The organism is Bacteroides sp. NSJ-39 (assembly GCF_014287315.1).
Classification (GTDB): Bacteria; Bacteroidota; Bacteroidia; order Bacteroidales; family Bacteroidaceae; genus Bacteroides; species Bacteroides finegoldii.
This window is the reverse complement of record NZ_JACOOB010000031.1, coordinates 1-13616: the sequence shown is the minus strand read 5'-3', so window position 1 is coordinate 13616 and position 13616 is coordinate 1. Positions and strand designations below refer to the sequence as shown.

Annotated in this window: 9 protein-coding genes and 1 pseudogene; 2 read left to right on the top strand and 8 right to left on the bottom strand. The window is 42.9% G+C overall.

What is annotated here, in order from left to right; genetic code table 11:
• A partial coding sequence (locus tag H8S63_RS19135) for a TraM recognition domain-containing protein (protein WP_255467686.1) occupies positions 1-1455 on the top strand: 1455 nt, incomplete at its 5' end.
• Between the two features lie 113 nt (positions 1456-1568).
• Here the strand turns inward: H8S63_RS19135 and H8S63_RS19130 are convergent.
• From H8S63_RS19130 to erm(F), 8 genes are all read right to left on the bottom strand, one after another.
• Positions 1569-3563 carry an ATP-binding protein gene (locus H8S63_RS19130; RefSeq protein WP_008645594.1) on the bottom strand — a complete coding sequence of 665 codons (1995 nt, stop codon included), beginning with the start codon at positions 3561-3563 and terminating at the stop codon, positions 1569-1571.
• 2 nt (positions 3564-3565) lie between these two features.
• Positions 3566-5023 (bottom strand): ATP-binding protein, encoded by a 1458-nt coding sequence (locus tag H8S63_RS19125; protein WP_008645592.1) that lies wholly within the window; start codon positions 5021-5023, stop codon positions 3566-3568.
• A 149-nt stretch (positions 5024-5172) separates the two neighbouring features.
• Positions 5173-5790: an RteC domain-containing protein gene (locus tag H8S63_RS19120; RefSeq protein ID WP_008645591.1), complete on the bottom strand. Its 618-nt coding sequence runs from the start codon at positions 5788-5790 to the stop codon at positions 5173-5175.
• A 210-nt stretch (positions 5791-6000) separates the two neighbouring features.
• Positions 6001-6414: a dihydrofolate reductase family protein gene (locus H8S63_RS19115; protein ID WP_008655868.1), complete on the bottom strand. Its 414-nt coding sequence runs from the start codon at positions 6412-6414 to the stop codon at positions 6001-6003.
• A 279-nt stretch (positions 6415-6693) separates the two neighbouring features.
• Entirely contained in the window at positions 6694-8016 is a 1323-nt protein-coding gene (locus H8S63_RS19110) for a sigma-54 dependent transcriptional regulator (RefSeq protein ID WP_008645588.1), read from the bottom strand.
• The gene (locus H8S63_RS19105; RefSeq protein ID WP_186927660.1) at positions 8009-10327 is read right to left on the bottom strand and encodes an ATP-binding protein; all 2319 of its coding nucleotides are present in this window, start codon (positions 10325-10327) and stop codon (positions 8009-8011) included. The genes H8S63_RS19110 and H8S63_RS19105 overlap by 8 nt, the downstream gene beginning before the upstream one ends.
• Positions 10327-12252, bottom strand: coding sequence for a tetracycline resistance ribosomal protection protein (gene tet / locus H8S63_RS19100; protein ID WP_008645586.1), 1926 nt, complete (start codon positions 12250-12252; stop codon positions 10327-10329). The genes H8S63_RS19105 and tet overlap by 1 nt, the downstream gene beginning before the upstream one ends.
• 286 nt (positions 12253-12538) lie before the next feature.
• A complete protein-coding gene (gene erm(F), locus H8S63_RS19095) occupies positions 12539-13339 on the bottom strand; it encodes a 23S rRNA (adenine(2058)-N(6))-methyltransferase Erm(F) (protein ID WP_004295323.1) in 801 nt (266 codons plus the stop codon).
• Between the two features lie 39 nt (positions 13340-13378).
• Between erm(F) and H8S63_RS19090 the strand changes: the two are divergent.
• Positions 13379-13504 (top strand): annotated as a pseudogene (locus tag H8S63_RS19090) (IS982 family transposase); the annotation flags it as partial.
• Between the last annotated feature and the right edge of the window lie 112 nt (positions 13505-13616).

Sequence of the window (13616 nt, the reverse complement as noted above, 5' to 3'; positions counted from 1 at the left end):
GAAATAATGAGCCGGTTTCTATATAGAAATTTAGAATTGCTTGAGCCGTATGAGGGGAAACTCTCATGTACGGTTCTTAGGGGGGAAAGCTCCCGAAAGGGAGCTGACCTACCCGACCAGCAGATTGAGAAGGGCTTCTCGATGTATGTCTATGATTTCAAATTCAGTGACTTGTCCACGATAGCCTATAATCATCTGCTCAACCACCCGGAGGGATACAAGGTGAAGCCGAAGTTCTACGTGATAAACTTCGACGACCCGCGACGCAGCCACCGTTGCAATCCCATTCACCCAGATTTCATGGAGGACATTACGGACGCTTACGAGAGCGCGTACACCATCATGCTCAATTTAAACAAGAGTTGGGTGCAGAAGCAGGGCGACTTCTTTGTGGAATCGCCCATCATCCTTTTCGCGGCTATCATCTGGTATCTTAAAATTTTTCAGAACGGCAAGTATTGCACGTTCCCCCATGCCATCGAGTTCCTGAACCGCCGTTACGAGGATATTTTCCCGATTCTGACCTCTTATCCCGAACTGGAGAACTATCTCTCGCCATTCATGGACGCGTGGCTCGGAGGGGCTGCGGAGCAGTTAATGGGGCAGATTGCTTCGGCGAAAATTCCGCTGTCACGCATGATTTCCCCGCAGCTCTATTGGGTAATGTCGGACAGCGAGTTCACGCTGGACATCAACAATCCCGAAGAACCGAAAATTCTCTGCGTGGGCAACAATCCCGACCGACAGAACATATACGGGGCGGCTCTCGGTCTGTATAATTCCCGTATCGTTAAACTTATCAACAAGAAAGGGATGCTGAAGTCGTCGGTCATCATAGACGAGCTGCCGACGATATACTTCAAGGGGCTGGACAACCTTATCGCCACCGCGCGAAGCAACAAGGTTGCCGTGTGTCTGGGTTTTCAGGATTTCAGCCAGTTGGTGCGTGACTATGGGGACCGCGAGGCGAAAGTGGTGATGAACACGGTCGGCAATATCTTCTCCGGGCAGGTGGTGGGCGAAACAGCCAAGACGCTCTCGGAGCGGTTCGGAAAGGTGCTTCAAAAGCGGCAGTCCATCTCCATCAACCGGCAGGATGTTTCCACCTCCATCAACACGCAGATGGACGCGCTTATCCCGCCGAGCAAAATTTCCGGCTTGACGCAGGGGATGTTCGTCGGTTCGGTGTCCGACAACTTCAACGAGCGTATCAAGCAGAAGATTTTCCACTGTGAGATTGTCGTGGATGCCGAGAAAATGAAGCGCGAGGAGAAAGCCTACAAGCCGATACCCGTCATTACCGACTTCGCGGACGCGAACGGCAACGACTGCATGAAGGAAATGGTGAAGGCGAATTACAGGCGCATCAAGGAGGAGGTGAAACAGATTGTCGCCGACGAGTTGGAGCGCATCGCTGGTGACGAGAATCTGAAACATCTGTTGCAACAGAAATAATATATAACAACAAGATGTATCAGACTCCCGTTTTGAGAATTACTCCTGCTACAGCTATCTGTGACAGGAGTAATTTGTAATTCTTTATATTGAGCATTATGACTATATTAAGTTCAACTAACCATTGCGGCCGTGTTATTTGAAACTTCATTCATTACCTCATTTAATGATTGGGATTTAGATAAAGTGGCTCTTTCTATTTTGAGCTTATCAAGCAAATATTTCAGCCTACGTTCCACCTCATTTGTTATTTCACTCCATTTTTTTACATAGAGGCTATAATTACTGTCATTTTGGACTAAACCAGTAAGCTTATTTATGACCCTTCGACCTACAATATCATCATAGTCTTGTCCTATCAAAATGAAAGTCCAGAACTCATTAGCATCATTAAAACAATCTTGTTTTAGAATAACATCCATATATTGTTCTAATTGATTTAACTGTTCTGATTTTAATTGTTTTATAGTTGTCGGATTTTTGATTTCCACAACTATATTATGAGGTCTCCCATCCCTAAAATCAGTACCAGTAAGAAATAAATCCATTTCTTTGTATTTATTAGGGTGAGCAATATATTTTTTCTCGCTAACTCCACGCAGAATATAAATGTATTTTCTTAAAGCCTCTTCAAATTTGACCTCTTCCGCACATACCATTCTATATTCTTCGCCAAAAATCCAATAGTGTTTTTCTATGAACGACTGCAAATCACGAACTTCATTGGCTTGTAAAGTATGATTAAAAACAATCTTTTTTAGATTCTCCAGTGTCAGCAATCTGTCTGAAATAAGCTTAATCGTGGAAACGACTTGTTTTAACCTCGTTATTTCTAATATTTTTGCAAATTCTTTCCTATCGTTCGAGTCTAATTCAACAACTGCATCTAAAATCTTAAACAGACTATCGCGCTCACCGCTATCCATCACCAAATTTAGAAGTTCTAAGAAAACTCTTTTTTGTTCTTTGTTCAACTTCATGAAAACAGCAGGTTCTACTTCGTATAGTTCCTTTACGAAGTTTTCCAAACCTTCTCTACGCACTATATCCCAATCTTCAGTACCAAATTTAGGGAAAACATCTTCATTCTTATATTTGGTTACCATAACTTCTGCTTGCTCCTTTAGGAATGGGCGTCTTTTCTTTTTGAGAAACTCATTGAGTTGCGTAATTAGTTCCTTAAATAATTTTCTATCAGCAGAATTATCAAACAATTTAGGTTGAATAGCATTATCGTCTAATTCGTTATCACAATTGATTTCATTGAAGAAATCATCAATCACAATTACAGAATGCCAAAAATTATCTCCTTTTTTATTTAATAATGTCGTTTTGGTAAATTTTAACTCCAAGTCATTATTCAAGAAGTAAAATCGAGAATATTCATCATTCATCTTTACATTCCATCGGATATACTTGCATTGAAAGTTGATGTTATTTTTCTGGTTATGTGATAATATCGGTGATATTGATTCTTGTTCTGCTATTATAGAAGAATAATCTAATTCTTGCCCATTGATGTATATTTGATATTCGGATTTCAATTCTAAAAACCACGCAAATTCAGCCTTTAGATAAGGGATAAGAGTCTTCGTTATAAACAAACTGGAAATATCAGAAGAAATCTCATTAAAAACGACACAAGTACCTGTTGTTGTGTCATCAGATACAAGTGGCTCTGTTGTAGTGTAGTCTTTTAAAGTATCGCTATCAATTCTAATGTCATAAGACATTATTTGTGCATCTTTACTATAGCGTGTTTCCCAATTAGCAAATCTCGCAAATTTATAGAAAGTAAAACGACCATAACCGTTTTTTCCTCTTGTAAATTCAGTATTATTCTCGTTGGCTATTCTCTTTTGAGACTCATAGAATTTTTTGAATTTTATAGGTAATTCTTCATAGCAGATGCCTGTACCATTGTCTGTTATTCTAATATTTTTGATTGTGTCCAATTCTGCATTGTCAATTTCAAAATCAATATTTACAACGGTTGCTTTTGCATCAAATCCATTCCATACATATTCGGCAATAGCTCGCTCTGGAGTATATTTATTCAATATTTTCCTAATGCCAGCAGATGTTATTTCTACAGTTTGCGAGTTCATGACTATTTATTTTTAATTAAATCCAGACCTTTCTCCGTAAGACGGTATTTCTGTCGCGGGTGTTTCGGCTTTTCCGGATAAATCGGTTCTACTAAATCCAACCTTATTGCAGGATACAGATAAAGCTCCAGAAAATTGCTTTTGTCCTTCAATCCTATCATTTCCATAACATCTTTTGTCGATAGTGTCTGATTCCCGATTGCAGACAGAACTTTTCCCACTTGCGGGGTAACTGTCGGGTAACTATCGGGCGACTGTGGGGTGACTGTCGGGTATGACCCGACTGCTTTCCGGGTATAGCGGAAAACGACCCATACGCTGTTTCCGTCCGTGTGAAATTCGGGGTCCGGAATGCCGACACGCCGGCACTCGCTTATCATAAGCCCGATGCCCCGTCCCCAACTTTCCAAGACCTCGCTTTTATACAGCACGTTTGCTATGATTAGATTTTGCGGTTCTGAATTATGCCCGCTTAACAGTTTTTCCATTGTTATATCCGGCGGAAATGTCCCGCTGTTCTCTATTTCCACACGGTCGTCATAGATGGCGATTCCCACCGAACTGCCGGGACGGTGGTACAGGCGGTGGCACAACGCATTTGTGCAGCACTCTCTCAATGCCTTGTACGGGATTTCCAGTTCTTCCTCACGGTACAGCCCTTCTATCTTACCGGAAAGTGACAGATGTTTGAAAAAGAACGCCATTGCAGCATCCAGCAGCGCGTAGATATTCCCAGTGACACGTTGATTGTCTATAAACTCGTCTTTCGTCGTGCCTTTGAAACGCGCCAGACGGAGCAGGCATTGGGGATAATAATAAAAATCATGACCGAACAGCACTGCTGAAGCATTGTTAAGTTTCCCGTCATGCAACAGACTGAATTTTTCGAGAATGGTCGGCAAGTCTTCCCTTATGGTTGCTTCAGGTAAACGACCGCTTCTGATTCCCCCGCGAACAGCACTAATGACGGCATGTTCGTCAAGGTCGGATATTTTAAGGTCAGGATTTGCTATTGCCTCCCAAGCGTATTTCCCGCCCCGCTGTATCAGATATTGGTTATATATCTCCTGCGGCATGATGGATGTCGCGCTTTCCACCCGCAGGTAAGCCCGTCCTTTGTAAGAGAACGGACGCATATATCTTTGTTCTTCCGCAGACAGTGCGATGACACTTTTGCCAGTGTCTGGTATTTCAGTATAAGAAACTTCAACTGTGGCAAACGGCTCGATACGCCGGATCGCGTCCGCTATATCCCGCTTGGTTTTGTCGCTCACGTCTTGTCCGATGATTTTTCCCTTGTCGGTGACACCGAACAATACCGTGCCGCCTTCGCCGTTAAGGAAGGCGCAAAGCGTTTCCATGCCGCGCTCCAACTGTCCGGTGGTTTCCTTGAACTCCACCCGTCCGCATTCTTTTTCGGCTATCAACCGTTTTATTATGTCGAGGTTGTCTATGCTCATATACAATTCTGTAACGTGGGTACAAAGATAGTGCTTTTCGCTGGTTTTCGGGCGAATAGATAACGAAATGTATCTACACAGCAGGACAAAACCTACAAAAAATCAGAGAATGACATAACGTCACCCCCTGATTCATCATTGGTACAGGATTATTTTCTCAAACGTTCCATTTCCTCGTCGCGGAGCATCCTCTCGTTCAGTTTCTCCTGCATCCTGTCAAGGAAGTAAGTGCGGCTTTCGTTTTTCCGGCGTTTGATGTCGATATAGAAACGGTAGCAGTCCTTTGATTCGATACCGAAAATCTTGTAGAGGAGCGGGGCGAGCTGTTTGAGCGGCATGTTGCCGTTGTTGATGCAGCCCATCTCGTTGATGCCGTAGATAAGTTCCACGAGGTCGATGGCGTTGCCCGTCCATTGCAGGGGTGAGGCGGGATTTTCGGTTGTGTTGTCGGAGGATGTACGGATGGGGATTAGTGGTGGCACTTGGGGAGCGGCAAGGAACTTCTGCATCTTCCTCACTAAAGAGAGTGCCTTGCTGATATAGGCTGCAACCTCCCTCTTTTCTTCGGGAAGATTGCGCATGGGATGGTGCTGCAACTCGATTTCGATGTAAGCCAGTGCGATGATGGTGCGGTTGGTGTCCACATTGCCGCTGCATAGCTCGATTACTTGCGTGGCGAAAGCCGTATATGCCGTTTCCATATTGCAGTCCCCGGCTTCGTTTATACGGCGGAAGAACTCGGTTTCCGCCAATAAGAAATAATTCATATCCTGTCAATTTTGAAATTTTACACTCTGTTTTTCGGTATGCGCACATGAATATGATTGGCAAAAAGCGTGTTCATAAAATAAAAAATCCGGCACACTCTCTGCAAGGTGCTGGATTTCAGTGTGATAATTTTGCAATTTATTTGTCTGTCAGGAATTATTTTCGACTTAAAGTGTTCATTTCCTGAACATTCGTCCATTTTCCGGACATCAAACGCACGCTTTATAGATATGGCGGACCACTCCGTTGCGGTACACCTTCTGCGAGGTCAGCGTCCATTGTTCCTGTGGCAAGGCGGACTGGAAGAAACGCTTTCCCGTTCCGGCAATGAAAGGAAGCGTATAAAGTATGATTTCATCCACCACACGCATACGTAACAGCCCATTGATGTAGTCCGCCTTTTCAGGAGTGACTTCCGCCAGATAGCAGATGTCTGTTGCGGATTTCCGCCATTCGTCGAGCATAGAGATGGAATAGTCGGGTGTGATATGATAAAGGGCGTTTTCCCTTATCTCGTTGATACCGCAATCTTCAAGGCGCAGTTCCTTATACGCTTTGCAATATAACTCGGAGCTTTGACAACCGTCCATCGTGAGGACGGCAAGAATCTGTACTTTACCCATTAGCGTTTCCTTTCGTTGGGCAAGGGCAAAAAAGTAGCGTGCAATCCACGCTATCACTAATGGAGGCTCTGGAATGCCCTTAACAGGAATAGGTGAATGCACGCTATGCGTAGGCATAGCATAAGCAATCACGCAATAGTTCCTGTTAATGTTAATTTTCCAGATTCCCATTAGGACGCCTTGCGGTCTTATGTTATATATAGGCGGCAAAAGGCTCTGCCAATCGCCGTTACCTTCTGATATGTCATGCAAAGATAGCCATTTTCAGCGAATTGCGGGCTATGGTTGCTCAAATTTATACTTCAATCCATATTCTTCCAGTTTATTATAGAGTGTTGTCCTGCCTATTCCAAGCAATTCGGCAGCGACCTTCCGGTTCCCGTCAGCCTGCTTCAAAGCACGCAGAATCCGCTCTTTATCTTCCTCGTCGTTGCGTAGGGAGAAGCCGGTAACAGAGGTTGTTTCGGTTATCCCAAGTTCCAGATGCTCTTTTGTGACAAGTCCCGTCTGAGCCTGCAACACCGCACCCATGATTTTCTGTCGAAGTTCGCGCACGTTGCCCGGCCATGAATGGGTCAGCAACGCTTTCCGTGCTTCGGAACTGAAACCGCTAACCTTGCACTCCAATTCCTTATTGGCAATCTCACGGAAGAACTCCGCCAGCGGCATGATGTCCTCCTGACAGTCACGTAAGGGCAGAACGGTTATTTCAAAGTCATGTAGGCGGTATAACAAATCCTGCCGGAAACGCTTTTCATTGACCGCCTTTTCCAGATTCTCGTTGGTGGCGGCGATGATGCGGACGTTGAAACTGCGGTCGGACTTGTCGCCAACGGGACGGAACCGCCGTTCCTGTATGGCACGGAGTAACATCTGTTGAGTTTCTGGTGCGAGATTACCCACTTCGTCTAAAAACAATGTGCCGCCTTCCGCCTCGTGGAAATAGCCTTTCTTTGTGTTTTCAGCACCAGTGAACGCTCCTTTGACGTGTCCGAAGAACGCCGATGGTGCAAGCTCTTTGGTGAGTGAGCCGCAGTCCACCGCCACGAAAGGCTTGCCTGAACGCTTGCTTTTATCGTGCAGTAGATGGGCAATATGCTCTTTGCCAGTACCGTTCTCCCCGAATATCAGTACGCTCATGTCGGTAGGAGCTACCAGCCTTATCCGGTGCATGATTTTCTGAAAGGCTGAACCGTCACGGGCAAATACGGGCATGCGGCTTCGCCCGATATTCCGCTCTTTCAGTATGGTGCGGAGCAAAGGCACGAGTTTGTCCTCCACGAGTTGCTTGGGTATGTAGTCCAGCGAACCGAGTTTCATGCTTTCAACCGCCGTATGTACTTCGGCATAGTCGGTCATGATGATGAACGGCTGCGTCATGCCTTCTTTGCGCATCCAGCGCAATAGGTCGATGCCGTCACCGTCAGGCAAACGCAAATCAGAAACTACTATATCATTGTCAGTGGCTTGTTGCAGAAGTTTCTTCGCTGTCGAGAGGTGGAAAGCCTGCACGGTACGGAATTTCTCCCGTGCCAGCAGGTTGCAGACAAACTCGCAATATACGATGTTGTCCTCCACCACGATGATTTTTGTTTTATCCATTTTCGTATTTTCTCCTTTCTTCTTTTGCCAGCCGGATTATCTCCGAACCCTTATCCAATACGGCAGTCACGGCGTTGTTCAATGCTTCATAATCGGGAACGGCACTCCCATGAAGCTGTTTATAAAGTTCCCTTAATGGTTGGTCGGCACGCAGTATCTCCCACGAACTATGTAGGTGGTGTGTCAGGGCGTCCAGTTCTTGAAAGTCTTTCCGTTGTTCCGCATCCCTGACCGACTGCATTTCCTTTTCGGTTTCCGCTATCAGTTTATCCAACATGACGGATTCATTGCCGTAAGACAGTAGGGAGGAGAAATCAGGCTTTTCATTTTGTTTACCTTTCATGGCGCACTTGTCGGAAACTTCCATCAGCTCCGATATGGAAAACGGCTTGAGAAGGCAATCGGAAAATCCACGTTCTAAAAGTTCCTCTCTGTTGCAACTGCCCGAAGCGGTTGTTACAATAATCGGAATGATCCTTGAATTGCCCACATTGGAGGTGCGTAGCAGTTCCAACAGCTCGAAGCCGTTTATATCCGGCATATTCAAATCGGTCAGAAGCAGACTGTATTCTTTCCGGCGTATCATTTCCATCAGTTCCGCAACATCGGTGCAAGTGTCGCAATGTATCCCTTCTTGTGCATACATTTCTTTCAGCATTAGGAGAAGTACCTTGTCATTGTCGATGGCAACAATATCATGGAGTGTTCGGTTATGATGAATCTGTGTTTTATTTATCCGTTCCGGCAATTCCTCGGCTGACTGCATGGGTATCTCCACCGTGAAACGGCTGCCCTTGCCTTTCTCGCTCTTCAGCTGGATTGTGCCGCCGAGCATTGTCACAATGCGCTGAACAATGGAAAGACCTAATCCGAAGCCGTCCTTTGCGGCAGCGTTTGACAGACGCTCAAACGCACCGAATACCTGTCGTTGTTCCTCTTCGGTCATACCCGAACCCGTATCTTTGACGATAAGTTTCAGCATACCGTTATCATACCCCATTGTCAGAGAAACGGCACCGTTCTCAGTGAACTTGATGGCGTTTGACAGCAGGTTATTTCCAATTTGTAGAATGCGTTCCTTATCGGTCAGTACAACAGCATCCGTGTGATTCGTCACAGTAAGAGCAAGTCCCTTGTTTATGGCAATTGGCATAAACTCTGATTCGAGCGTATGCGCTATTGATGAAATCCTACACGTGGAGAAATTAGGCTGTTCCTTGCCGTCGTCCAGCCGGAAGAAACTCAGAAGAGTATTAAGCATTTCACGCATACGGTCGGAGGATTGCTGAATATTTCGGATATACATCCCGGTTTTATCCGCATTGAAGTTTTTTTGTATCAGTCCGGCATAGCCCGTTATTGCAGTCAGCGGTGTGCGTAATTCATGGGTAATGGTATGTACGGCTTTCTTGCGGGAGGTTATCAGTGCCTCGTTTCGCTTTGCCATTTGTTGCAGTCGCTCGATTAAATCTGCGGTTTCCTGTTTATATCGCTTGATGCGGTTGGCATTTCGGTGTATGATGATATATGATATGACCAGTAGCAGTATAACGAACCCTGTCAAGCCCCCAATCTGAATGAACGACCGTTCCCGCATGGCTGTTATCTCGGCTTCCCGCTTTTGTAGGTCAGTTTGTACTTTCCCGTCTATTTGAACAACCAGTCCTTGCAGTTGCCTGTTAAGTTCCGCATTTCGTGCGGCAAGGCTATCGGCATGAACCGATAAGCGGCGGCTTTGTGCCTGTTGTTCGGTTCTCATATTCCGGTTAAAGGAACGGTGCATCGTGGTAGTCACAGTTGGTTTCGCTTCTTCCTTTTTGCCGAAGATGCCCAAGAAACCTTTGCGCTTGGACTTCTTGGGCTGTTCCTGTACACTCTTCTGCACGATTACAGGTACTTGACTGGTTATCTTATCGTTGATGGCTTGTTGTTGTTCAAGTATTTGAACGATTTGGCACATCTGCCGTTCCTTATCTTCGAGAAGATGGCGTACGCTGTCTATACGCTCTGCCGGATAGGTAGCTTTGAAACGGCAGAGCATACTATCCATTGCCATACGCTGTGCATGGTAATGTTCGATATCTTTATCGTTCCATTCCAGTATTGTTTCACCAAATAGAGAAAATTTTATCATTTGAATATTGATATTGTTTATCTCTTTTCGGAACTCGTCTATTTTTTTATTGTCAAGTTCTAATGCTTCTATCTCCTGCCATTCATAGAAGCTATTATATGCTATACATCCGATAAGAACGGAGATAAGTATATACCCCAACCGTATTGTCTTATAGAAATTCCTGGATCGTTCCATTATTTTGATGATACTGATTTTTCAAACATGAATAAAAGTTTATCCTTTTCTTCCATACGGGTATTATCAGAATAACCGCCTTTTGTTATTTGATACCCACACGGCTTAACCATAAAAGTGCCTAAGCCTTTAGTGTATGAACTTACTTCTGAAGCATAGTCTTTACTTGTATTTAATGGAACTTTCCCTTCAATAAGACACCACTCTTTATTACAACTGATACCTTTAATCTCAGACATCATTTTTTGCAGATCTGTAATAGCTTTGGAACTTGCTACTTGTGGTATCTGTAACTCAAAATAGAGCATCGGTTCGAGAATATCCACTCCTGATTGTTGCAAAGCCAACCTGAAGACATAAGGAGACAATTGTCTAAAATCGGCAGGGGTACTTATCGGACTATAATAAAGGGCATAAGTAAAGGTTACTTTCAAATCCGTCACTTCCCATCCATGCAATCCCGATTGGCAAGACATACGGATTCCTTCAAAAACGGCATTTTGAAAAGAATGGTTCAGATAACCAAAGGAGATTTCACTTTCGATTTGCACCCCTGACCCTATCGGTAAAGGTTCCAGAGTCAGTCCTATTGAGGCCCAGTAAGGGTTGGGAGGGACTTCGATATGGATAATCTTATTCACCTTCTTTTTAGGTCGTTCTTTGTAGATAGTCTTGATTTCATCAAAATGGGTCTTTACGGAGAATCGTTCTTCCAGCAATGTTTGTATGATTTCTTTTTGGGTTAAACCATATAACGAGATTTCCAATTCATCACTATATGAATTTATGGAAAAGGACAGAGACGGGTCTTCAATAAACAATACATTTAGAGCGGATATCAACTTGCTTCTCTCTTCGGGCTTGTCTGGTCGGACAGAAGATTTGAGGGCGGGATGCTGATGAGATAATCCTTGAATCAGACAAGGTTTAACACCTAAATAATCTCCGATTCTTAATTCTTCTATATCTTCTATAATTGCGATATCATTAGCAACCACTTCATCAACATTTATCTCTTTGCCCTGATAAATGGTTTTTAGATTTTTAATCTTGATGAATTTTTCCGAATCATTGACTTTTATAACGGTTCGAAGTCTCAGACTTCCGTCAATAATTTTTAGAAAACTTCTTTTATGCCCTTTGGGGGCATGTTCTATTTTATAAAGATAAGCTGAAAGTCTATTTGGGACTGATGCCGGAGGAAATATAAAAGAAATGATGGCGTCTAACAACTCATTGATGCCAATATTGCACATTGCTGATCCATGCAAGACCGGATAGGCTTTGGCTTTTGCCACAAGAGCGATTATCGCATTCCAATAATCTGCCGGTAAGATTTCTTTATCCGCCAAATATAGTTCTAATATATCGTCGTCATGGTTGCATACAAATTCTTTGTGTTCTGCCCTTATATCTGTTGAGGTGCAAATCGGGTAAACTACTCCATCGACAACCGTTTGCATAAACAAGACGTCTTGCGACAGATTTGTTTTTATGTCCAGATATAAACGCTCAAGATTTACGCCGGCACGATCAATCTTATTGATAAATATAATTGTCGGGATTTGCAGTTTTTGCAAAGTCTTGAACAGCAACTTTGTTTGTGCTTGTATGCCTTCCTTTGCCGATAATATGAGGACTGCTCCATCAAGCATTTTGAATGTCCGCTCCACCTCTGCAATAAAATCCATGTGTCCCGGAGTGTCAATGATATTGCATTTCACACCATTCCAAACAATAGATGTCGTAGAAGCCCGAATAGTAATTCCTCTACGTTTTTCTATATCCATAGAGTCTGTTATGGTGTCACCTTTATCAACACTGCCGCGCTTTTCCGTTGCTCCGCAGGCAAATAGCAGATTTTCGGTTACGGAAGTTTTTCCTGCATCAATGTGAGCAAGAATTCCTAAATTTATAATGTTCATTTGATTAAGCAATAATATACTACAATAGATGCATTGCCGAAACGCACCTTTTAATACCTCCTCGTAGCATGTGGAAAACTACAGGATTCTTAACTCGTATTAATATGTATATTATTACTGCCGCATAATTGAACGCAAATTTACGAAAAAAAAGTTCCCTGACAAAAGCACAAAGAACTTTTTTAATCTATACGTATTTTTATTTGGTATTATTAATTTGTTATGCGGCAGCTTAAAAGACGACACCAAACCAGAAAAATCATCTTGACAACCACCCGACTTTGAACTACGAAGGATGAAATTTTTCAGGGACAACTTCCAGCATTTCCAAAAAACAGTTTACCCATTGACTTGGAGACAAACAAACAATTTGAGCATTAAGGTTTAAACCGAATTTTTCCGAAATTGACCTGACCTGACTTTTCCTGAAAATCGACTTTAAAGCTGTTTTTACAGATAAATCAGGTTTCTCTAACAGACAGGAAATAAATGCTAAGTATTTGGCTTTAAACTTAAAATCAAAAAATAACTGTTTTCTTTTAATGTTTAACAGGGCTGATTTGACAGTTGGCGGTGGAAAGAAACTTTCAGGACCTACCTCATAGACAAGTTTCAAATCAAAAAAAGTATGATAGAAAACGGTATATGGATTGTAAAGCTTCCTCGAAAATAACTTTTGTGTAGGTTCTAACTGAAGGACAATGGAACCTCCCAGAAAATTTCCAAGACTCTCAAACATCAGGATTTTGAAAATATCGGAAGTAATGCCATAAGGAATATTTGACACCACTTTGAAAGGAAATTTCGGAACTGCAAAATTCCTAAAATCACAACCGACAACTTGAACATTTCGGGCATCAGAAAATAATTTTCGTAAATGTTCAACCAAAGCTGTGTCGTTTTCAATAGCAACAACATTGTTGGCGATTTTTAATAAATGAACAGTAAGAAACCCCTTGCCTGCCCCAATATCTAAAACCGTATCCTGATTACTTATATTTGCTTGTCTTATTGCATCTTTTATTAGCACTTTATCAATAGTAAAGTGCTGACCCGTAAAACGAACGGGCAATTTCTTTTTTGTCATTAGTAAACCCGTTGGCGGAATTAATTTAAGTTGATAAATATGAGTAAAAAGTTGTACATGTCGCTGATTTTTAGTAACTTAGTGGTGATTAAAACATTAAGTTCAAACCATCGTATGTACAACCTTTATGCAAAATTCGTCAAAATACTTGAGATATGGGGTCAGTAGAAATTTAGTGGGGATTATTTTTTATACTCGTGAAGTATTGCTTACTTCGCATTATGAAAAACGATTATTTGACCATGCTAGCCAGCCTCGTGTTGCCGGCGCAGATATT